Source organism: Porphyrobacter sp. CACIAM 03H1 (genome assembly GCF_002215495.1).
Classification (GTDB): domain Bacteria; phylum Pseudomonadota; class Alphaproteobacteria; order Sphingomonadales; family Sphingomonadaceae; genus Erythrobacter.
In genome coordinates this window covers 2,513,730-2,536,099 of the sequence record NZ_CP021378.1, presented here as the reverse complement: position 1 = coordinate 2,536,099, position 22,370 = coordinate 2,513,730, and the positions used below count along the sequence as shown (strand labels likewise).

The following is a 22,370-nucleotide window of genomic DNA, read 5'->3' as shown; positions in this document are numbered from 1 at the left end:
ATGGGCACCCACCATGCCGGCCTCGTCCTCGCCCTTCCTGACCGCCATGTCCGCCCGCCGCGGAGCCGCTGTTGCATGAGCGCGCTGCCGCCCCGCAAACCGACCATCGCCGGGCGCTCCAAGACCTGGGCGATGGACGTGATCCGCCGCAACACGCCCACGCGCGAGGAGATGGCGGCAAACAAATATCTCGCCCCCATCGCCCACCGCTTCCTGTCGCCGGAACTGTGGCGCTTCACCCGCCGCTCGGTGCCGCGCGGAGTGGCGCTCGGGCTGTTCGCGGCCTTCATCGTGCCGATCGGGCAGATCTTCCTGGCTGCCTTCCTCGCGCTGCCCTCGCGCGCGAACGTGCCGCTGGCGGCGCTCGTCACCTTCGTCACCAATCCCTTCACGCTGCCCTTCTGGCTGGTGGTCGCCAACCGCATCGGTGAATTCGTGCTGCGCTTCGATGCCGCCGGGGTGGGCCTCGCCGGCGCGACCGCGGGTGACGAGACCTGGGCCTGGCTGACGATGGTCTACGAGGTCGGCGCGGCCACGATCGTCGGCTGCCTCGTGCTGGCGATCGTCTCGCCCGCGCTCGGCTGGGTGATATCCGGCTGGGTGTGGCGCGCCGTGGTGTCGCGCAAGCGCGCCAGACGGTTGAAGGCGATGGAAGCGCGGCTCGACCAGCGGCTCGGCGCGCAGTAGGACAGGCCTTTGCCGGCGTCGCCCCGGGCGCCGCACCATGCCAGAGGAGCCGACCCGTCTTGTCCCGCCGCACCGGCAAAGATCCGCAAGCCCTGCTCGCCCCCGAGGGCGCCAATGCGCGCGGCGGCCTGCCGCCCGCCAGCCTGCTGGCGGCGCTCGGCGGCGCGCTCGCGGCGAGCGCGGCAGTGCTCTGGTTCGCGACCGGGAGCGGCCTCGTCGCGCTCGCCTTCGTGCTTGCCGCGGGCGTGCTCTTGGGCGGAGTGGTGATGCTCGACGCGGTCCGCAGCGCCCCGGCGGCCGAGGCCCCTGCCGCGCCCGACTGGAGCGTGACCGTCGCCGCGATCGAGCGCGCGGGCGAGGCGATCGCGATCACCGACCGCGCCAACCGCATGGTCTGCGCCAACATGTTTTTCCTCGACAGCTTCGGTGCCAATGCTGCCCCCCCGGCGCTGCCATTGGGGCGCGAGGGGCTGGAGGAAGTGACGCTGCTTGCCCGCAACGCCTGGCGTGACGGCAGTGCCGCGCTCGAAGCGGTCGAGGCGGCGGACGAGACCAGCTGGCAGATCAGCGCGACCCGCGCGGGTCGCGGCGACGATCACCTGATCTGGCGCCTCAAGCCCATCGCCCGCGCGAAAGGTGCCGATCTCGGGTCACTCGATCTGGCGGGGCCCTTCGGCAAGATGCTGAGCCGCGCCGGGATCGAGACCGCGATAACCACCGCCGATGGCGTGATCCGCGCCGTCAGCGCGGGCTTCGCTGAGCGCGCCGCGGGCGACGAGCGCGCGACGCTGATCGGGCAGGACTTCGTCTCTTTCCTGCGCTCCGACGAGCGCGACCGCATCTTCTTTGCGCGCGAGGGCCGCGCCGGCACCCCGCAGACGCTGGTCGACATTCCGCTGGTCGACCCCGAGGAGCGCGTCACCACGCCCGGACCCGACGAGGCGACATCGCTGATGCTGCTGATCGATTCGGGCGTCGGCATCGGGAGCGGCTGGGACGGGGCCTCGCAGGCCGGAGTGGCGCAGCTCGACGCGCTGCTCGCGCAACTGCCGCTGGGCCTTGCCATGACCGACCGCGACGGGCGCTTCCTGTTCGGCAACGAGGCCTTCCTGCGCTCGGTCGGCCGCGAGGGGCGGGGGCTGCCGGCCTTCCCGACCGACCTCGTCACGCGCGAGGACAAGGCGGCGCTTTCCGACGCGGTGCGCCGCCACGGGCGGGGCCCTGCGACCAGCGGCGATGTCGCGGTGCGGCTGACGAATTCGCCCGAGGAGCCGGTCAGCCTCGGGCTGGCGGGCGTGCGCGGCCTCGGCGAGGCGGCGGTGCTGCTCAGCCTCGCGGATACGTCGCAGGAGAACCAGCTTCGCCGTCAGGTCGCGCAGGCCACCAAGATGCAGGCGGTTGGCCAGCTCGCGGGCGGGGTGGCGCATGACTTCAACAACGTGCTGACCGCGATCATCGGCACCTGCGACCTGATGCTGCTGCGCCATATCCCGGGCGACAGCGACTATGACGACATCCAGCAGATCCGCGCCAATTCGAACCGCGCCGCCTCACTGACGCGGCAACTGCTCGCCTTCTCGCGCCAGCAGACCCTGCGGCCCGAGATCATCCAGCTGCCCGACGTGGTCAGCGAGGTCAGCCCGCTGATCAAGCGGCTGCTCGGCGAGAAGATCACCTTCTACGTCCAGCACGACCGCAACCTCGGCCCAGTGCGCGCCGATCCGCAGCAGCTCGAGCAGGTGATCATGAACCTCGCGGTCAATGCCCGCGACGCGATCCAGGGCAACGGCGGCCCGGCGCGGGGCGACGGGCGGGGGCGCATCTCGCTGTTCACCCGCGCGCTGCAGGCCAAGCAGGTGGTGCAGCTGGGGTCCGAGGTGCTGCCGGCGGCGGACTATACGGTGCTGATCGTGCAGGACACCGGGGGCGGCATCCCGCCCCACGTGCTGCCCAAGCTGTTCGAGCCCTTCTTCACCACCAAGGAGCAGGGCAGGGGCACGGGCCTCGGCCTCTCGACCGCCTACGGGATCGTCAAGCAATCGGGCGGGTTCATCTTCGCCGACAACGTCACCGACAAGTCCGGGCATCCGGTGGGCGCGCGCTTCACGGTCTATCTCCCGGTCCACCGGGGCGAGATGCCGAAGAAGCGCGAGGCGGCGCCGCTGGCGTCCTCGGACTGGTCGGCGGGCGGAAAGGTGCTGCTGGTCGAGGACGAGGACATGGTCCGCACCGTTGCCGAGCGGGCGCTCACCCGCGCAGGCTACGAGGTCACCGCCTGCGCCAACGGCGAGGAGGGCCTCGCCGCGATCGCCGAGGGGACGGTGGATTTCGATCTGGTGGTAAGCGACGTGGTGATGCCGGGGATGGACGGCCCGGCGATGGTCCGGGCGATCCGCGCGCGCCTGCCGCAGATGCCGGTGCTGTTCATGTCGGGCTATGCCGAGGAGCAGCTGCGCCGCGACATCGACATCCCCGACATGCACTTCATCGCCAAGCCCTTCAGCGTCGCGTCGATCGGCGACAAGGTCGGTGCGGTCCTGCGCGAGGCGCGCGCCAATGCGGGGGCGGGGGCCTGACAATCGGCGCGTGCGCCCCCTCATTCACCTTGGATAAAGCCGCATCATCGTTCATCCTGCCATCCACTTGAGGGAAGGGGACAGGATGGGACTTCGCACTATCGCCGCCGGGTGCGGCATCTCGGCAGCGGCGCTGCTGGCAGCGGGCGCACTGGCGCAGGGCGTCCCCGATCCCGATGCGACGGCGCAGGGCGATCTCTCCCTCACGATCTACAACAGCGATCTCGCGCTGGTGCAGGACGTGCGCCAGCTTGCCATCGCGCAGGGGCGCAGCCGCGTCGAGTTCCCCGACGTCTCCGCCCGGATCCAGCCCGAGACGCTGAGCTTTGCGGCGGCGGGCACCACGATCATCGAGCAGAACTTCGACTACGACCTCCTCACCCCCGGCAAGCTGATGGAGAAGGCCATCGGCCAGACCGTCACCCTGCTGCGCACCAACCCCGCCACCGGCGCCGAGACCCGCGACCGGGCGAAGGTGCTCTCCACCGCCGGGGGCGTCGTCATCCAGATCGGCGAGCGGATCGAGGTGCTGCGCGACGACGGCCTGCCGGTGCGGGTCATCTTCGACCGCGTGCCCCCCGGCCTGCGCGCGCGGCCCACGCTCTCGGTCAACCTCGACTCGGCGCGCGGCGGCACCCGCCCGGTCGCCCTGCGCTACCTGACGAACGGCCTCGGCTGGAACGCCGATTATGTCGCGCTCTACAACGAGGCCGCGGGCACCATCGACATGCAGGGGTGGGTGACGCTGACGAACGGCACCGGCACCACCTTCCACAATGCCGACACCGTGCTGGTCGCGGGCAACCCGAATGGCGGGGGCGGCGGCTACGGTTACAACCAGCGCGGCATGACCCGCGCCGGGACCCAGGCGGCGGAGCGCGAGCGGCTCGGCGATTTCTACCTCTACCCGATCAAGGGCCGCACCACGATCGCCAACGCCCAGACCAAGCAGGTGAGCTTCCTCGACGTGCAGGCCGTGCCCGCGCGCAAGATCTACGCCGCGGGCGTCGACTGGCAGCAGAACGACGAACAGCCCCGCAACGTCCAGAGCCGCATCGCCTTCTCCTCCTCGCGCGAGCAGGGCCTCGGCGATGCGCTGCCCGCGGGCACGGTGCGCTTCTACCAGCGCGACCGCGAGGGCACCCCGCAGTTCATCGGCGAGAACGCCATCGGCCACACCCCGATGGGCAGCGAGCTGTCGCTCGTCACCGGCGATGCCTTCGACATCACGGTGAGGGCCGAGATCGAGAAGCGCGAGACGATCACCGGCGCGGAGTGGGAGAAAAGCGCCCGCTACCGCATCTTCGAGGGCGGCCAAACCCGCGAGGTCACCATCGAGCGCCCCAAGACCTTCTACCGCACTACCATGCGCTACACCCTCACCAATGCGAAGGCGGCCCCGGTCGAGGTCGAGCTCACCCAGACCGGCCTTGCGCGCGGCTGGTGGGGCGACGACACCCGCGTCACCCTCGAGGACATCAAGGGCGAACAGCTCAATGCCGACCGGCGCAAATATGTGGTCCCCGTGCCGGCCGAGGGCGAGCGGGTGATCCGCGTGACCTACGAAACCCGCTACTGAGGCGGCGGCGATGCGGCTGGCCGCAACCTGCCTCGTGCTCGCCGCGCTGGCCGGCGGGCCGCTCGCCGCGCGCGAGGTGGTCGACGCCTCGCCGCCCGCCGACCTCTCGGTGACGATCTACCGCGATCCCGACCGCGACCCGGACAAGCGGTTGCGGCGTGAGCGGCCGGGCGGGATCGCGATGATCTCCGAAACCCGCCGCGTGACGCTCCCGCCGGGCGAATCGACGATCCGCTTCGAAGGCGTGGCCGAGGGCATGATCGGCGTCTCCGCAATCGTCACCGGCCTGCCCGGCGGCACCATCGAGATGAACCGCAACGCGCAGCTCCTCTCGCCCGCCGCGCTGGTCGACGGGACGCTCGGCAACCGCGTGACCATCACCCGCACCAACCCCGCGACGGGTGCCGCGACCAGCGAGCAGGCGGTGGTGCGCACCCGCGCCGACGGGGGGCTCGTGCTCGAAACATCGCAGGGCTTCGAGGCGGTGCGCTGTTCGGGCCTGCCCGAAAGCCTTTCCTTCGCGCGCGTCCCGCCCGGTCTGTCGGCGCGCCCGGTGTTCTCGGTCGACACCCGTTCACCCGAGGGCGGCACCTTCGACGTGACGCTGACCTATCTCGCCTGGGGTTTCGACTGGCAGGCCGATTACGTCGCCAGCCTTTCCGAGCAGGCGAAAGGCGGCGAGCTTAGCCTCGGCCTGCTGAGCTGGCTCACCCTCGTCAACGACAACGGCCAGAGCTTCGATTCCGCGCGCCTCCAGATCGTCGCGGGGCGACTCAACCTGACCAGCGATTACCGCAGACTCGCCGATCCGCCGGTGGCCGAGTCGCTGCGCCTGACCTGCTATCCGATCGGCAGCACCGCGGCGGGCACGGCGCCGCCCCCGCCGCCGCCGCCGCCAGCTCCGCCGCCCCCGCCGATGGCTGCGCCCGTCATGATGGCTGAGGCGATCACCGTTACCGGCGCCCGGATGCAGGCTGCCGATGCCGGCGTGGTGACGGCATCCGAGGAAAACCTCGGCGATCTCAAGCTGTTCCGGGTGCCGGGGCGGGTGGACGTCTCGGCCAAGGGGATGAAGCAGGTCGCCTTTCTCGACAAGGACGGGGTGAAGGCGCGGCTGCTCTATCGGACGACCTGCGATCCCTACACCGACAGCGCCGAGGAGCCGCTCGCGGCAGAGCTGCTCCTGGCGACGCGGAACGAGGAGGCGCGCGGCCTCGGGATCGCGCTGCCGCAGGGGGCGATGACGCTCTACGAGCCGGCCGCCGGGGGCGAGCGGCTCGCCGGGCGCACCACCCTGCGCGACTATGCCCGCGGTCAGGAAATGGAGCTGGAACTGGGCGAGAGCGCGCAGGTCTTCGCCCGCTGCGCCGCCCAGCAGGCGGGCGGGGCGGGCGAGATCGCGCGGCAATGGGTGCCGATGCGCGCCAGCCTCACCAACGCCAACCCCCATCCCGTGACCATCCGGCTGCAACTGGGTTACACGAGCGGTTTCGACATCCGCTTTCCGGGGCAGAAGGTGGTGGTGAAGGACGGCTGGCAGACGGCCGAAGTGACCATCCCCGCCAATGCCGAACGGCGTTTCGACTGGCAGCTGCGCTCGGCCACGCGCCCCTGAGGCGCGGGTAGGGAAGGGCGCGCGGGGCAGGGCGGAAAAATTATCCGTTCCCTACTTGTTCCATGAGAACAAATGCGATACATGCTGCCCCAGCGGGCGGCGGAAAACTCCGCCTTGCCCCTAGGCAAGCGAAGGAGCGCATGCGATGGCTACCCAGTTGAAATTGGTCGAAGAGGACAGGAAAGCCGTGGATCGTCAGAAGGCTCTGGAAGCCGCGCTTGCGCAGATCGATCGTGCCTTCGGCAAGGGTTCGGCGATGAAGCTGGGCTCGAAGGAGACGATGCAGGTCGAAGCGATCTCCACCGGATCGCTGGGTCTGGACATCGCGCTCGGGATCGGCGGCCTGCCGCGCGGCCGGGTGATCGAGGTCTACGGGCCGGAAAGCTCGGGGAAAACCACGCTGGCGCTGCACGTCATCGCCGAAGCGCAGAAGATGGGCGGCACCGCGGCCTTCGTCGATGCCGAACACGCGCTCGATCCGGTCTATGCCAAGAAGCTGGGCGTCGACATCGACGAGCTGATCGTCTCGCAGCCCGACACCGGCGAACAGGCGCTCGAGATCACCGACACGCTGGTGCGCTCCAACGCGATCGACGTGCTGGTGGTCGATTCGGTCGCGGCGCTGGTGCCGCGCGCGGAAATCGAGGGCGAGATGGGCGACAGCCACGTCGGCCTTCAGGCGCGTCTCATGTCGCAGTCGCTGCGCAAGCTCACCGGCTCGATCAGCCGTTCGCGCTGCATGGTGATCTTCATCAACCAGCTGCGCATGAAGATCGGGGTGATGTACGGCAACCCGGAAACCACCACCGGCGGCAATGCGCTCAAGTTCTACGCCAGCGTGCGTCTCGACATCCGCCGCACCGGCCAGATCAAGGACCGGGACGAGATCATCGGCAACACCACCCGCGTCAAGGTGGTCAAGAACAAGGTGGCGCCGCCGTTCAAGCAGGTCGAATTCGACATCATGTACGGCGAGGGCATCTCCAAGATCGGCGAGATCCTCGATCTCGGGGTCAAGGCGGGCCTGGTCGAGAAGTCGGGGAGCTGGTTCTCCTACGATTCGATCCGCATCGGGCAGGGGCGCGAGAACGCCAAGACCTACCTGCGCGACAATCCTGAGGTTTGCGACCGGTTGGAAGCTGCGATCCGCAGCCGCACCGACCAGGTCGCCGGGGAGATGATGACCGGGCCGGACGCGGACTCGGACATGTGATTCCCAAGCGGGCGCCTGCCTGAGCCCGGAGTGTCCCGCTCCGGTCCGGCTGTCCCCATCGGTGCCCGGACAAGCGGAACGCCGGTGCGAGCCCTCCCCAGGCCCGCACCGGCCTTTCGCGTTTCGGGGGGTCCTTCTGCCCTCTGCCGTCGCGGTGTCTTCGGCCTGTCGTGGCGATGTCGTTGCACGGTCGTCGCGATGCGGTTGTTCTTTGAACCCCGGTCCGGGCGCTCGCAATGCGCGCTCCATTGCGTTCGGCCCGCGCTTTGCCTAACTGCACGCCCATGACGTCGACCAACGAAATCCGCCGCTCCTTCCTCGACTACTTCGGTAGGAACGGGCACACGCCCACGCCGAGCGCGCCGCTCGTGCCCTACAACGATCCGACGCTGATGTTCGTCAACGCCGGGATGGTGCCGTTCAAGAACGTCTTCACGGGCCTCGAAACCCCCGCCAGCCCCCGCGCCGCGTCCTCGCAGAAATGCGTCCGCGCCGGCGGCAAGCACAACGACCTCGACAATGTCGGCTACACCGCGCGGCATCACACGTTCTTTGAAATGCTTGGGAATTTTTCCTTCGGCGACTACTTCAAGGAACAGGCGATCGAACATGCCTGGACCCTGCTGACCCGCGAATGGGGCCTGCCCGCCGACCGGCTCACGGTGACGGTGTATCATACAGACGACGAGGCCCACGCCTTGTGGCGGAAGATCGCCGGCCTGCCCGACAGCCGCATTATCCGCATCCCGACCTCGGACAATTTCTGGTCGATGGGCGACACCGGCCCCTGCGGTCCCTGCTCCGAGATCTTCTACGATCACGGCGATCACATCTTCGGCGGTCCCCCGGGCAGCCCCGACGAGGACGGCGATCGCTTCGTCGAGATCTGGAACCTCGTGTTCATGCAATACGAGCAGCAGGCCGACGGTACGCGTCGCGACCTGCCCAAGCCCTCGATCGACACCGGCATGGGCATCGAACGCATCGCCGCGGTGCTCCAGGGCGTGCACGACAACTATGACACCGACACCTTCAAGGCCCTGATTTCGGCTTCGGAATCGCTCACCGGTGTTGCTGCGGAGGGGGATCATGCAGCCTCGCACCGCGTCATCGCCGATCACCTGCGCTCGACCAGCTTCCTCATGGCCGACGGGGTGCTTCCCTCGAACGAGGGCCGCGGCTACGTGCTCCGCCGGATCATGCGCCGCGCGATGCGCCACGCACACCTCCTCGGCGCCTCCGAGCCGCTGATGCACCGCCTTGTGCCCGCGCTCGTCGGGGAGATGGGGCAGGCCTACCCCGAGCTCGTCCGCGGACAGGCGCTGATCGCCGAGGTGCTCGAGCGCGAGGAAACCCAGTTCCGCCGCACGCTCGACAAGGGCCTGAAACTGCTTGACGAAGCGACCGGCGATCTGGCGCAGGGCGGCGAACTCGACGGCGAGGTGGCCTTCCGCCTCTACGACACTTACGGCTTCCCCTACGATCTCACCGAGGACGCCCTGCGTGCCCGGGGGATCGGGGTTGACCGCGCCGGCTTCGATGCCGCGATGGCGCGCCAGAAGGCCGCCGCGCGTGCCGCCTGGAAGGGCTCGGGCGAGGCCGCCTCGGGCGAGGTGTGGTTCGACATCGCCGAGCGCGAGGGCGCGACCGAATTCACCGGCTATGCGGCCACGACCGGCGAGGGCAAGGTCGTCGCGATCGTCAGGGGCGGAGCCGAAGTCGCCGCCGCGGCTGCGGGCGACGAGGTCGTGATCCTCACCAACCAGACCCCCTTTTACGGCGAGAGCGGCGGCCAGACCGGCGATGCGGGGACGATAGCGAGCCTCGTGGGCCTGCGCGCGACCGTCACCGACACGGCAAAGCCGCTCGGCCGCCTCCACGCCCACCAGGTGCGGATCGACGAGGGCGCTGTCAGCGTCGGTGACACGGTCGAGCTCAAGGTCGATGCCGAGCGCCGCGACCGCATCCGCGCGAACCATTCGGCGACGCATCTCGTCCATGCCGCGTTGCGCAACCGTCTGGGCGGGCACGTGACGCAGAAGGGTTCGCTGGTCGCCGAGGACCGGCTGCGGTTCGATTTCTCGCACCCCGTCGCGCTCACGCCGGAGGACATCGCGGCGATCGAAGCCGAGGTGAACGCCGAGATCCGCGCCAACGAGACGGTCAGTACGCGCCTGATGACCCCCGACGATGCCGTCGCGGCGGGCGCGCTGGCGCTGTTCGGCGAGAAGTACGGCGATGAGGTCCGGGTGCTCGCGATGGGGCGCGCCGGCAGCGAGGGCCGCAACTATTCGGTCGAGCTGTGCGGCGGCACGCATGTGCGCGCCACCGGCGATATCGGCATCTTCCGGATCGTCTCCGAAAGCGCGGTTTCCTCGGGCGTCCGCCGCATCGAGGCGATGACCGGCGAGGGCGCGCGCCAGTGGCTGGTCGCGCGCGAGGAAGCCCTGAAGTCGGCCGCCAGCGTGATCCGAGCGACGCCCGAGGAAGTGCCCGCGCGCCTCGCCGCGCTGCTCGACGAGCGCAAGCGGCTCGAGAAGGAGCTGGCCGAGGCCAAGAAGGCGCTCGCACTGGGCGGCGGCGGAACAGGCGGGGCGGCCGCTCCCGCCGACGAGACCGTCGCCGGCGTCACCTTCAGCGGTCAGGTGCTCGAGGGACTCGATCCCAAGGAACTTCGCCCGCTGCTCGATGCGGCCAAGCAGCGCATGGGATCGGGCGTCGCGGTGCTGATCGCGGTCAACGAGGGCAAGGCAAGCATCGCCGCGGCCGTCACGGACGATCTGACCGGGCGGTTCAGCGCCGTCGATCTGGTGCGCGCGGGAGTCGAGGCGCTCGGCGGCAAGGGCGGCGGCGGGCGGCCGGACATGGCGCAGGGCGGCGGACCCGACGGCAGCAAGGCCGCCGACGCCCTTGCGGCGGTCAAGGCGGTGCTCGAAGGCTGATCGGGACCACCCCGCGCTGGCGCTAGCGCTTGGTCGAGGCCGCGCGGGTCGCGGGCTCGGAGCCGCGCGCGAGATCCGTGTCCGGGCGGCGATTGCCTTCGAGCTGCTTGTCCTTGACCGTGCCGTGTTTCTCGTCGGTCAGAGTTTCGGGGCGACGATCGGCCGGGTTCTCGGACTGGGGGGTGTCGGGCTTGCTCATGGGGGCTCTCCTTTGCCCCGACTTACCAGCGGCGTGCGCGAATTGTTTCTCAGCCCGTCGTGCTGGTGCGCAGCTTCGGCTTTTCGCTGAGGCCCCCGTCGCGTTCCAGTTGCTCGCGGAACTCGTCGCGCTTGGCGTGGATCGAGGCGATTACCGGGCCCATTGCCACGCCGATATCGACCAGCACCGCTTCGGATAGCTGGAGCGAGCTTTCCAACGTCTCGGGCACGGCATGGCTTGCCCCGGCGCGGTAGAGCGCGGCGGCGTGATCCGTGTCGCGCGCGCGGGCGACAATCAGAAGATCGGGATAAGTCTGCCTCAGCTTGGCGACGAGCCGCTGGGCCAGCACCGGTTCGTCCATCGTCAGCACCACGGCCGGGGCGGTCTCGACCCCCAGCCGCGGCAGCGCATCGCCGCGCGCGGCATCGCCGAAGGTGGCCCGATAGCCGTCGCGCTTGGCCTGGGCGATCAGATCGGGGTTGGTGTCGATCATGACATAGGGCTTGCCGTGGGTCTGCATCATGTCGGCCACCAGACGTCCGACACGGCCGCCGCCGACAATGATGGTGCGCTCCTCGGCGCTGTCCTCCTCGCCGGGCAGGGCGGGCGCGCCGTCGACCCTGCGGGCGATCACCTGTCCCAGCTTCGCCAGCAGCGGGGTGATGGTGAGGCCGATGGCGGTGACGGTCTGCCAGAACTGCGCCGTTTCGGTGTCGACCACCATCGCGGCGGTTGCCGCCGCCAGCACGATCAGCGTCGTCTCGCTCGGCGAGGCCATCATCACGCCGGTCTCGGCCGCGGTGCTGCGGCGGGCGCCCATCAAGCGCAGGAGGATGCCGGTGACGATCGCCTTGAACACCAGAACGCCCACGACTGCCACCGCGATCATGCCGATCTGCTCGCCGATTTCCCTGAGGTCGATGCTCATGCCGATGGTGATCAGGAACACCCCGAGGGCCAAGCCCTTGAACGGCTCCATGATCAGTTCGACCTCGGTGTGATACTCGGTTTCGGCGATCAGCAGCCCCGCGATCAGCGCGCCGACGATCGGGGAAAGTCCGACGAGCGCGGTGGCGAGGCTGGCGCCGATCACCACCAGCAGCGAGGCGGAGAGGAACAGCTCGGGGCTCTTGGTGCGCGCAGCCTGGGCGAAGAGGCGGGGGAGGGCGATGCGTCCGGCCACGAGCAGCACCGTGATGACGAGGCCGCCCTGCCACAGGGTCTCGACAAGGCCGCTCCAGCCATCGCCCTGCGCATTGGGGGCGAGCGCGCCGAGGATGAAGATGATCGGCACGATCATGATGTCCTCGAACAGCAGCATCGACAGCGCAGCGCGGCCCACCGGCGTGCGCGTGCCCGAGATCGGTAGAACGATTGCAGTCGAGGAGAAGGCGAGCGCGAAGCCCAGTGCCAGCGCCGCCGTCCAGCCAAGCATGCCGGTGAGGCCGAACAGCGCGGCAAGCGACGAGCCGATGATCAGCAGTTCGAGCGCGCCCAAGCCGAATACCAGCTTGCGCAGCTGCCACAGGCGATTGAACGACAGCTCCAGCCCGATCGCGAAGAGCAGCAGCACGATGCCGAAATCGGCGAAGGGCGTGAGCGCCCCTGGGTCGCTGATCGTGATATAGTAGAGCCAGGGTATTCGCTCGACCAGCGAGCCGAGGCCATAGGGGCCGACCAGCACTCCGATGACGATGAAACCGATGATCGGGGTGATGCGGAAGCGGGCAAAGACCGGGATCACGATCCCCGCCGCGCCGAGGATCACCAGTGCATCGGACAGAAAGGGGGAAAGGGTCAGTTCGCCAGCCACATGACGGACTTAACGGGCCGGAAGGGGGCTGTCACCCTTGTGCAGTGCAGAAAAAAAGCCGGGCAGGCCATCCGGCCGCCCGGCTTTTGCCCATGGCAATCGAGAAGCGATCAGGACCAGGAGGCCATTTCGGTCTCGAGGTTCTGGACGATCGTCTCGAAGAACTGCTCGGTGGTCTGCCAAGCCTGGCCCGGGCCGATCAGCAGCGCGAGGTCCTTGGTCATGTAGCCCTTCTCGACAGTCTGGATGCAGACCTTCTCGAGCGTTTCGGCAAAGCGCACCACGTCTGGCGTGTTGTCGAACTTGCCGCGGTACATGAGGCCGCGGGTCCAAGCGAAGATCGAGGCGATCGGGTTGGTTGAGGTCGCCTTGCCCTGCTGGTGCTGGCGGTAGTGGCGGGTGACGGTGCCGTGTGCGGCTTCGGCTTCGACGGTCTTGCCGTCCGGGGTCATCAGCACCGAGGTCATCAGGCCGAGCGAGCCGAAGCCCTGCGCCACGGTGTCCGACTGCACATCGCCGTCGTAGTTCTTGCAGGCCCAGACGAACTTGCCGCTCCACTTCAGGGCTGAGGCGACCATGTCGTCGATCAGGCGGTGTTCGTAGACGATGCCCTTTTCCTTGAACTGCTCGGCGAAGCCTTCGGTGTCGAACACCTCCTGGAACAGGTCCTTGAAGCGCCCGTCATAGGCCTTCATGATCGTGTTCTTGGTGGAGAGGTACACCGGCCAGCCGAGGTTGAGGCCGTAGTTGAAGCTCGACCGGGCGAAATCGCGGATCGAATCGTCGAGGTTGTACATCGCCATCGCGACGCCGGCGCTCGGGAAATCGAACACGTCGAGGTCGATCTTGGTGCCATCCTCGCCGTCGAAGACGAGGCGCAGCTTGCCCGGGCCGGGGATCAGGGTGTCGGTGGCGCGGTACTGGTCGCCGAAGGCGTGACGGCCGACGACGATCGGATCGGTCCAGCCAGGCACCAGACGCGGCACGTTGTCGATCACGATCGGCTCGCGGAAGACCACGCCGCCGAGGATGTTGCGGATCGTGCCGTTGGGCGACTTCCACATCTTCTTGAGGCCGAATTCCTCGACGCGCTGTTCGTCGGGGGTGATGGTCGCGCACTTCACGCCGACGCCATAGTGCTTGATGGCATTGGCGGAATCGACGGTGACCTGGTCGTCGGTCGCATCGCGGTTCTCGATCGACAGGTCGTAATACTTCAGGTCGATGTCGAGATAGGGCAGGATCAGCCTTTCGCGGATCCACTGCCAGATGATCCGGGTCATCTCGTCGCCGTCGAGTTCGACGACGGGGTTGGCGACTTTGATTTTCTGCATGGCCTATGCCCTATCCTTCTTGCCCCGTCGTGCGCGGGGCCGTGCTTGATCGACAGGAAGCTGTTGTGGGCCCGTCCGAGGCCCAAAGATCCCGCGCGGGCTTTAGCAGAGGCACGGGGGCTTGCAAGCGCGGGAAATGCGAATGAAACGCAACAGCCCTTGCGCGGCGCGGCGCCCGGCAATTCGGGCACGAAAAAGCCCGCCGGTGAGGGCGGGCTCGTCAGCCTTTCAGCCGATGGTGGGCGTAGCAAGGATTGAACTTGCGACCCCTACGATGTCAACATAGTGCTCTACCACTGAGCTATACGCCCACACCATCGGATCGGCCCCGGCTAGGGGCGGAGCGGCCCTTTATCGCAGCACCCTGGAAGGTGCAAGCGATTCGAGAACGTCTAGCCGCGCGCCGCGTCCGCTTCCTCGAACACGCGTTCCACCTCGAGCACCAGATCGCGCAGGTGGAAGGGCTTCGAGAGCACCTTGGCGGCGGGCTGCTCGCGGCTCGCACGCAGGGATACTGCGGCAAAGCCGGTGATGAACATCACCTTGGTCCGGGGCGAGATCTCGGCGCAGCGTTGCGCAAGCTCGATCCCGTCCATCTCGGGCATGACGATGTCCGAGAGCAGCAGGTCGTAGTCGCCCGTCTCCAGCAGCGGCACGGCATCGGTGCCGCGATCCACCGCGCTGACCGAGTAGCCGGCATTGGTGAGCGCGCGCTCGAGATAGGCGCGCATCGCCTCTTCGTCCTCGGCGAGCAGGATGCGGGGGGTGCGTGTCGCTGTCATGGCGGGGGTGTTAGCAGACCCGGCTTAAGAAATCTTTGTGCTTGCGGCAGGCCGAGGCTGCGCGATCCTGCGGAGGGGCGGGCCGGCGGACGATCAGGCTTTGACACTGCGCGCCAAAGGCTTCAGCTAGGGTGACGATGCCATCGCCTCCGAAGCCTCTCCGCCCGGGCCCTGCCCCGCGCCGTATCGCGATCAGTGGCGGGGTGGTGCCCGGGCTTGCCGAGGCGCCGGCCTTCACCCTGACCCGCCCCGAACGCCTGCGCCTGCCGGTGCTGGTGGCCGTGCCGCACGCAGGGCGCGCCTATCCGCAGGCCGTGACGGCGCGGATGCGGGATGCGACGCTCGCCCAACTGAGGCTCGAGGATCGCCATGCGGACCGGCTCGGGGTCGCGATCGCGCGCGAGACCGGTGCGGCGCTGCTGGTCGCCCACGCGCCGCGCGCGCTGCTCGATCTCAACCGCGCCGAGGACGATGTCGACTGGGATATGATCGAGGGCGGCAGGCCCGCCGATGCCGCGCCGGCAGAACCGGGCCAGCGCAGCAACGCGCGGGCGAGGAGCGGCCTCGGGCTGGTGCCGCGTCGCCTGCCGGGCTCGGGTGAAATCTGGCGCGGGCGCCTCGCGCCTGCCGAGCTCGAGGCCCGGATCGAGGGCATCCACCGCGCCTATCACGCAAGCCTCGCCGAAGAACTGTCGCGGATCCGCGCCGAATGGGGCGCGGCCTTGCTGGTCGACCTGCATTCCATGCCGCCGCTGCGCCCTGCAGAGGGCGAGACCCGCGCCCCGCTGGTGGTGCTCGGCGACCGCTTCGGCGCCTCCTGCCACAACGCGCTGGTCGGCCGGGCGCTCGCCCATCTCGAGACGCGCGGTGTGCCAGCCTCGCAGAACCGGCCCTATTCGGGCGGCTATGTGCTCGACCGGCACGGCGCCCCGCGCGAGGGGATCCACGCGGTTCAGATCGAGGTGTGCCGCGCGACCTATCTCGATCGCCACCTTGCCGAACCCGGCGCCGGCCTTCCGGCGATCGCCGCGATGCTCGCCGGGCTGGTGCGCGAGCTCGGCGCGGAAACGGCGCTGCTGGGCGGTGGCGAGCAGCTGCGGCAGGCGGCGGAATAGCGCCGCGCAGCAAAACGGGCGGGCAGACCAGGTCCACCCGCCCGCTTGATCTTTCCCTCAGGCCGGAGCGCCGCCCCGACCAGATCGCAGGGTCAGTTGACCGCCGGAGCCGGAGCGCCGTTCGGCGTCATCGGCACCTTGCCCTGGGCAAGCTGGCGCTCGAACAGGGTGCGCAGCAGGTTGAGCGAGAACAGGTGTGCATAGATCAGCATCAGCATGCCGTTCTTGGCCAGTTCCTCGAGCTTGGCGGCGGGAAGCTCGCGCAGCTTGTTCTCGTCGACCATTCGGAAGCCGCGATAGATGAACGGGGTGTCGGGCATGTCGTTACGGGTGATCGCGATCTCGCCGTCCATCAGCACGTCGAGCTTGACCAGCTCCTCCATGAACAGCTTGGTGCGCTGACCGGCTTCCTCGAAGCGGCGGCAGAAATCGAGCACGCCTTCGGTGTATTCGGTCGGCTTGCCCTCGCCGTCGAACAGCGCGAGACCCTCGTCGAACTTGCCGAGCAGGTTGGCGCTCGGATCGAAGCACAGCGACATGTCGTCGCTGCCCGGCTGGAGCTTGGCGAGGATGAAGGGATAGCGGCGCGCATAGGCCGGGAGGTAGATCACCTCGTTGATCTTCATGTCGTCGCCCACGAAGGTGTTGACGCCCTCGTTGAGGCCGAACAGCGCGATCGGAAGCGGGTTTTCGCCGGCGCTGAAGACGATCGGGAAATCGCGCTGGGCGTCGACGAACTCGTCCGAGGTCACCGGGATCGCGTGGGTCGCGGCAAGATAGGCGGCGCTTTCGAGCGTGCCGGCCTTCCAGTCGGCGTGATCGCGGCTGTTGAGCGGCAGAAGGTCCTTGTAGAACAGCGGAAGTTGCGGTTGCGGCGCGCTGGCCATGACGAAGTCTCCGACAAACGGTGGTGGTTGATCCCCTCAGCGGAAGACCTCTCGCCCCGCCGAAAGCGCGGCCCTTAGGGCTTTGCGTGCCCCTGCGCAAGCCGCGAGGGTCAGGCTTGCGGGGGCGTGCGCAGCAGTTTCCCCGGATTGAGCAGCCCCGCCGGATCGAGCGCCCGCTTGACCTGCGCCATCACCGCCAGCGCCACCGGATCGTGGAGCCGGACAAGCTCGTCCACTTTCATCTGCCCGATGCCGTGCTCGGCACTGATGGAGCCGCCCCACTGCGTGACCAGATCGTGCACCTTGGCGCTCACGACCTTGCCCTCGGCTTCTTCCCATTGCCCCCGCACCGCGCCCGGCGGGGCGAGCACGTGGAAATGGACATTGCCGTCCCCCAGATGCCCGAAGGCGACCGCGCGGGTTCCGGGGAAGGCGGCTTCGACGTCGGGCACGGCGGCGAGGATGAACTCGGGCATGGCTGCGACCGGCACCGAGATATCATGCTGCATCGCCGGGCCGATCGCCCGTTCGGCAGCGGAGATGCCGTCGCGCAATTGCCAGAAGGCCTCTGCCTGAGTGTCGCTGGCAGCGATCACGGCGTCGGCGATCAAACCGTCCTCGAGCGCGGCGGCCAGCGCGGTCTCGAGCGCCTCGCGCAGGGCAGCATCGTCCTGGACGGGCGAGACGCATTCGACAAGCGCGTTCCAGGCATGGGCCTCTGCCAGCGGCGAGCGGGCATCGCTCTGGTGGGCCAGCACGCTTTCGAGACAATGGGCAGGCACGACCTCGAACCCCTCGAGCGCATCGCCGAGCGCGCGCTCCATCCGGCCGAGCAAGGTCCCCGCCGCGACGATCCCGCCGAGTCCCACCCAGGCGGTCGCGCGGCCGATGGGGGCGGGTAGCAGGCGCAGCCGCGCAGCCGTGACGATACCGAGCGTGCCTTCCGAACCGATCAGCAACTGCTTCAGGTCGAAGCCGCGATTGTCCTTCTTGAGCGGGGTCATCAGGTCCAGCACCTCGCCCGAGGCAAGCACGGCCTCTAGCCCCAGCACCTGCGCGCGCATCGTGCCGTGGCGCAGAACTTGCGTGCCCCCCGCATTGGTCGAGACGAGGCCGCCGATAGTCGCCGACCCCTTGCCGCCGAGCGTCAGGGGAAAGCGCATCCCGGCATTCTCCGCCGCCTCGTGCAACGTCTGGAGGATCACCCCGGCCTCGCACTCGGCCTGCCCGGCCTCGGCGCTGAGGGCGCGGATCCGGTCCATGCGCCGCAGCGAGATGAGGATGGCGCGGCCGGTCGCATCGGGGGTCGCGCCCCCGGCCATGCCGCTGTTTCCGCCCTGCGGGACGATCGGAATGCGATGCGCGGCGCACAGCTTCACCAGCGCGGCGACCTCGGCGGTAGAGGCCGGGGATGCGAGCGCCAGCGCCCGGCCGGTGTATCGTCCGCGCCAGTCGGTCAGCCAAATGTCCATCCGCTCGGGATCGGTGGTCAGCCCGCGCGGACCGAGCAACTCGGTGGCCTCAGCCAGAAAGGCGGCTGTGTCGGGGGCGGGCAGGGGCGGGGCGGCAGGATGATTCATTGTTGTTTCCATGCCACAGTCGGCAGGGAAATTGCCACCGCTTTCGTGCCGCGCGTCGCGGCAGTTAAGCCACGGTTCAACCATCGCTGCTAAACCGCTTCGGCCTTTGGCAAGGGGTCGCGCCATCGGCACGCCCGCCCGTTCCGCCGCTCACGAGGAGAGTGCATCCTCCCATGGACAGCCTGTTCGCCCTCGCGGCGCCGCTGGCGCTGCTGCTGCCGTTGGTGGCGTCGGGTGGCGAGGAGACGGGCGATGAGCGGCCCCGATCCGGCGCTTCGGCCCCGCAATGCGACGCTGCGGCTGCGGCCGGCGACGCGCCGGTCGCGCTAAACCCGCTCTCGGCCTTGCGCGAGTCCGCGATCGCCCGCCAGGTGCGGATCGAGCAGCGGGTCGTGGTCCGGATCGCTCCCCAGCCGTCTGCCGTCCGCCAGAACATGCTTGCCGAGATGCCGCAGCGCCCCCAGCCGCCGCGTTTCGAGGAGCGGGGGAAGGAAAAATGTGTGCCGCTCGACGGCATCGCCGGGGTCCAGACGGGCAGCGGCAACCGGCTCGTCCTGTTCCTGCGCGACCGTCGGATGATGTCTGTCGCTCTGGAAAAAACCTGCCGTGCCCGCGACTTCTACGCCGGCTTCTATGTCGAGAAGAACAAGGACGGGCGCCTGTGTGTCGATCGCGACAAGCTCCAGTCGCGCACGGGCGCGCGGTGCGAGGTGGAGACGATGCGCCAGCTTGTTCTGGCGGACGGTTGACGTCGCACCGCCGCGCCCGCGCGATTCCTTGACTTTTGCAGCCATTTGCGGGAAAGGCGCGGCGGCCTGATCCGGCGCGTCCACGCGCGAGCCGGCCTGCAATCTCCGGCAGCGACCCTGCCCGCTATTCTCGGACACCATACACCTGATGACCTTCGCCGATCTCGGCCTTTCGCCCGAATTGCTCAAAGCCGTGGAAGACGCGGGCTACACGACGCCGACCGCGATCCAGGCGCAGGCGATCCCGACCGTGCTGATGATGAAGGATCTCATCGGCATCGCGCAGACCGGCACGGGCAAGACCGCGAGCTTCGTGCTGCCGATGATCGACGTGATGGCCTCGGGCCGCCGCCGCGCGCTGATGCCGCGCTCTCTGATCCTCGAGCCGACGCGCGAGCTCGCCGCGCAGGTGGCCGAGAACTTCGAGAAGTACGGCAAGAACCACGATCTCAAGATGGCGCTGCTGATCGGCGGCGTGCAGATGGGCGACCAGCTCAAGGCCCTTTCCGACGGTGTCGACGTGCTGATCGCCACGCCGGGCCGCCTGATGGACCTGTTCGAGCGCGGCAAGATCCTCCTGAACGGTTGCGAGCTTCTCGTCATCGACGAGGCCGACCGGATGCTCGACATGGGCTTCATCCCCGACATCGAGTTCATCTGCTCCAAGCTCCCCGAAACGCGCCAGACCATGCTCTTTTCGGCGACCATGCCGCCGCCGATCGAGAAGCTGGCGAAGAAGTTCCTCACCAATCCCAAGCGCATCGAGGTGAGCCGCGCGGCATCGACCAATGCCGACATCACCGCCTTCAAGGTGCCGGTGAAGTCGCGCGCCAAGCGCGAGACGCTGCGCTGGTTCCTCGAGAACGATCTGGTCGAAACCGCGATCATCTTCGCGAACCGCAAGACCACCGTGCGCGAGCTGAACCAGAGCCTCAACCGCCACGGCTTCCGCTCCTCGGAGATCCACGGCGACATGGACCAGTCCTCGCGCCTGAAGGAGCTTGACCGCTTCAAGAAGGGCGAGGTCAATATCCTCGTCGCCTCCGATGTCGCCGCGCGCGGGCTCGACATCAAGGGCGTGTCCCACGTTTTCAATTTCGACACACCCTGGCACCCGGACGACTACGTTCACCGCATCGGCCGCACGGGCCGCGCAGGGGCCAAGGGCCGTGCCTTCACCTTCGTCTCGGAAGAGGACGCCGAGGCGATCGCCAATGTCGAGAAGCTGACCGGCAGCGCGATCAAGGTGTTCGGCAAGGCCGATGTGCGCGTCGATCTCAGCGAGGCGATTGCCAAGGCCGAAGCCGCCAAGACCGAGCGCGGCGCCGCGGAGGCCGACCCGCGCGAGGAGCGCAAGCCCCGCCGCGCCCGCCAGGAACGGGAGGAACGCGAGGAGCGTCCTGGCAAGGAACGCCGCCCTCGCGACGAGCAGCGCGAGGAACGCCCGGTGCGCGCCGAGCGGCCCGAGCGCGGCGCCCGCCGTCACCGCGAGGACGATGAGCCGGTGCCCGCCGGCGAATGGAACGGCCCGCGCCCGAGCTTCCTAGACGTCGGCTTCGGCTAGAGCGTTTCAGGGGCTTTCGCGAAGCAAGACCTTGGGGTAACGGGACAAGGTTCGTCCAACCCCGGCGAAGGATTACCCTTCAGTGAACTGGCAGCAAACCGTCAATGCGCGCGGCTGGAAGGTGCCGTTCGTCAACAAGTCCCTGTTCCAGATCGGCAAGGACCTGCGACCCAAGATCGACCGGATCATCATGAACGCGTCGAAGATTCCCGATACCGCGATCGTGGACAAGGCCGCCTTTCCGTGGATCCCCGCACTCGAGGCGCGCTGGCAGGACATACGCGACGAAGCCGTGCGCATCCGCGCCGAGGACATTCCCTCGCTCGGCGACATCTCCTTCGATCACGGCCGGATCGCCGCCGACCGGCGCTGGCGGGCGTTCTTCATCAAGGGCTACGGCTACCGGATGGAATCCAACGCCCGCCGTGCGCCGATCACCGCCGATCTGCTCGACAAGGTGCCGGGACTGGTCACCGCCAACTTCTCAGTGCTCGAAGCGGGCGGGCACATCCCGCGCCACTGGGGCATGACCAAGGGGATGCTGACCTACCACCTCGCGCTCAAGTCCCCCGCCGAGCGCGCGAAGTGCCGGATGCATCTCGAGGAAGGCGAGGCGGTGCATGTGCTGCACTGGGACGAGGGCGAGTCCTTCGTCTTCGACGATATGTTCAACCACGAGGTCTGGAACGAGACAGACGAGGATCGCTACATCCTGCTGATCCAGATCAAGCGCCCCTGCCGCTGGCGCGGCAATGCCATCCAGAACCTGTTCCTGTGGGCGGTGGGGCGGTCGCGTTTCGTGCAGGATATCCGCAAGGCGATCGAGGCCGCCGGGGGCAAGGTCACCGCCTGAGCGCGGCTGCGGCTTAACGCTTTGTTGGCGGGTGTCCGGCTAGAACGCGCTGGTGACCGGCACCATCCTCGAAGCCCTGCGCACCGAACTTGTCGAATTGCTGCCGATGGCGGTGGTGTTCGGCCTGCTCGCGCTGGCGCTGAAGCGCGGGGCGGTGTTCTCCGGCATCCGCCGGGCGCGCGGCGAGATCGTCACCAATCTGGCGTTGCTGCTGGTCAATGCCGTCGTGGTCGTGCCGCTGCTGGCGATCCCGCTGATGACCGGCAAATCGCTGCTTCCCCGTCCCGAGGTGCTGGTCGCCTTCTGGGAGGGCGTGCCGGGCCTGCTCCCGCTGTTCGTCGCCATCGTGCTGATCGACTTCGCGGGCTACTGGCGCCACCGCCTCGAGCACACCCGCGCGCTGTGGCCGGTCCATGCGACCCACCATGCCGACGAGGCGATGAACTGGCTGAGCCTGCGGCGCAAGCATCCGCTCGGCGAGGCGCTGAGCCTGCTGTTCGACAACCTGCCGGTGATCCTGCTGGGCCTGCCGTTCTGGGCGATCGCGATCGCCTTCATGCTGCGCAGCTGGTGGGGCTATTTCGTTCACGCCGACGTGCCCTGGACCCTCGGGCCGGTCGGGCGGGTGATGATCTCGCCGGCCGCGCACCGACTGCACCACATCCGCGACGAACGGCTGATGGGGACCAATTTCGGCAACACGGTGACGCTGTGGGACCGCGTGTTCGGCACCTACATGGACCCCGCGCCTTTCGTGAACTGCGAGACCGGCATCGCCGAAGGCACCCGCGACGCCTGGGGCGAACTCAAGCGACCCTTCGAGGCGCGCTACTGGCGCAAAAGCGTTGCCGACGTGGCCGAACAGCCCGCCGCCTGACTAGC

The 22,370-nt window shown here is 68.5% G+C and carries 17 protein-coding genes and 1 tRNA gene; 11 read left to right on the top strand and 7 right to left on the bottom strand.

Annotated elements, in window-relative coordinates:
* Positions 1 to 132: 132 nt before the first annotated feature.
* The 6 genes from CBR61_RS12100 (at position 133) to alaS (ending at position 10,612) form a co-directional block, all read left to right on the top strand.
* On the top strand, positions 133 to 687 hold the full coding sequence (locus CBR61_RS12100) for a DUF2062 domain-containing protein (RefSeq protein WP_088915606.1): 555 nt from the start codon (positions 133 to 135) through the stop codon (positions 685 to 687).
* 128 nt (positions 688 to 815) lie between these two features.
* Positions 816 to 3,263: a response regulator gene (locus CBR61_RS12095; protein WP_088915605.1), complete on the top strand. Its 2,448-nt coding sequence runs from the start codon at positions 816 to 818 to the stop codon at positions 3,261 to 3,263.
* 85 nt (positions 3,264 to 3,348) lie between these two features.
* A complete protein-coding gene (locus tag CBR61_RS12090; RefSeq protein ID WP_172835960.1) occupies positions 3,349 to 4,842 on the top strand; it encodes a DUF4139 domain-containing protein in 1,494 nt (497 codons plus the stop codon).
* 10 nt (positions 4,843 to 4,852) lie between these two features.
* The gene (locus CBR61_RS12085) at positions 4,853 to 6,457 is read left to right on the top strand and encodes a DUF4139 domain-containing protein (RefSeq protein WP_088914591.1); all 1,605 of its coding nucleotides are present in this window, start codon (positions 4,853 to 4,855) and stop codon (positions 6,455 to 6,457) included.
* Between the two features lie 145 nt (positions 6,458 to 6,602).
* The gene (gene recA, locus CBR61_RS12080) at positions 6,603 to 7,670 is read left to right on the top strand and encodes a recombinase RecA (protein WP_088914590.1); all 1,068 of its coding nucleotides are present in this window, start codon (positions 6,603 to 6,605) and stop codon (positions 7,668 to 7,670) included.
* 284 nt (positions 7,671 to 7,954) lie between these two features.
* Positions 7,955 to 10,612, top strand: a complete 2,658-nt coding sequence (gene alaS, locus CBR61_RS12075) for an alanine--tRNA ligase (RefSeq protein WP_088914589.1) — start codon at positions 7,955 to 7,957, stop codon at positions 10,610 to 10,612.
* 22 nt (positions 10,613 to 10,634) lie between these two features.
* On the opposite strand, the gene CBR61_RS16860 is transcribed toward alaS, so the two are convergent.
* The 5 genes from CBR61_RS16860 to cpdR all read right to left on the bottom strand — a co-directional run bounded on the left by CBR61_RS16860 (position 10,635) and on the right by cpdR (position 14,740).
* Positions 10,635 to 10,811, bottom strand: coding sequence for a hypothetical protein (locus CBR61_RS16860; RefSeq protein ID WP_157696576.1), 177 nt, complete (start codon positions 10,809 to 10,811; stop codon positions 10,635 to 10,637).
* 49 nt (positions 10,812 to 10,860) lie between these two features.
* Positions 10,861 to 12,624 carry a cation:proton antiporter gene (locus CBR61_RS12070; RefSeq protein ID WP_088914588.1) on the bottom strand — a complete coding sequence of 588 codons (1,764 nt, stop codon included), beginning with the start codon at positions 12,622 to 12,624 and terminating at the stop codon, positions 10,861 to 10,863.
* A gap of 110 nt (positions 12,625 to 12,734) precedes the next feature.
* Positions 12,735 to 13,958: an NADP-dependent isocitrate dehydrogenase gene (locus CBR61_RS12065; protein ID WP_088914587.1), complete on the bottom strand. Its 1,224-nt coding sequence runs from the start codon at positions 13,956 to 13,958 to the stop codon at positions 12,735 to 12,737.
* Positions 13,959 to 14,194: 236 nt separating this feature from the next.
* Positions 14,195 to 14,269: transfer RNA gene (locus tag CBR61_RS12060), tRNA-Val, on the bottom strand.
* Positions 14,270 to 14,350: 81 nt separating this feature from the next.
* Entirely contained in the window at positions 14,351 to 14,740 is a 390-nt protein-coding gene (cpdR, locus tag CBR61_RS12055) for a cell cycle two-component system response regulator CpdR (protein WP_088914586.1), read from the bottom strand.
* 137 nt (positions 14,741 to 14,877) lie between these two features.
* Here cpdR and CBR61_RS12050 point away from each other — a divergent pair, with 137 nt between their 5' ends.
* The gene (locus CBR61_RS12050) at positions 14,878 to 15,855 is read left to right on the top strand and encodes an N-formylglutamate amidohydrolase (protein ID WP_172835959.1); all 978 of its coding nucleotides are present in this window, start codon (positions 14,878 to 14,880) and stop codon (positions 15,853 to 15,855) included.
* Positions 15,856 to 15,947: 92 nt separating this feature from the next.
* Here the strand turns inward: CBR61_RS12050 and CBR61_RS12045 are convergent, their stop codons facing one another.
* Both CBR61_RS12045 and CBR61_RS12040 read right to left on the bottom strand, forming a co-directional pair.
* Positions 15,948 to 16,742 carry a SapC family protein gene (locus tag CBR61_RS12045; protein WP_088914585.1) on the bottom strand — a complete coding sequence of 265 codons (795 nt, stop codon included), beginning with the start codon at positions 16,740 to 16,742 and terminating at the stop codon, positions 15,948 to 15,950.
* 110 nt (positions 16,743 to 16,852) lie between these two features.
* On the bottom strand, positions 16,853 to 18,322 hold the full coding sequence (locus CBR61_RS12040) for an FAD-binding oxidoreductase (protein ID WP_088914584.1): 1,470 nt from the start codon (positions 18,320 to 18,322) through the stop codon (positions 16,853 to 16,855).
* 173 nt (positions 18,323 to 18,495) lie between these two features.
* Here CBR61_RS12040 and CBR61_RS12035 point away from each other — a divergent pair, with 173 nt between their 5' ends.
* The 4 genes from CBR61_RS12035 (at position 18,496) to CBR61_RS12020 (ending at position 22,365) form a co-directional block, all read left to right on the top strand.
* Positions 18,496 to 19,071, top strand: a complete 576-nt coding sequence (locus tag CBR61_RS12035) for a hypothetical protein (RefSeq protein WP_088914583.1) — start codon at positions 18,496 to 18,498, stop codon at positions 19,069 to 19,071.
* Between the two features lie 148 nt (positions 19,072 to 19,219).
* Positions 19,220 to 20,635, top strand: a complete 1,416-nt coding sequence (locus CBR61_RS12030) for a DEAD/DEAH box helicase (RefSeq protein WP_088914582.1) — start codon at positions 19,220 to 19,222, stop codon at positions 20,633 to 20,635.
* 82 nt (positions 20,636 to 20,717) lie between these two features.
* Positions 20,718 to 21,488 carry an aspartyl/asparaginyl beta-hydroxylase domain-containing protein gene (locus tag CBR61_RS12025; protein WP_088914581.1) on the top strand — a complete coding sequence of 257 codons (771 nt, stop codon included), beginning with the start codon at positions 20,718 to 20,720 and terminating at the stop codon, positions 21,486 to 21,488.
* A 52-nt stretch (positions 21,489 to 21,540) separates the two neighbouring features.
* The gene (locus CBR61_RS12020; protein WP_088914580.1) at positions 21,541 to 22,365 is read left to right on the top strand and encodes a sterol desaturase family protein; all 825 of its coding nucleotides are present in this window, start codon (positions 21,541 to 21,543) and stop codon (positions 22,363 to 22,365) included.
* Positions 22,366 to 22,370 lie beyond the last annotated feature (5 nt).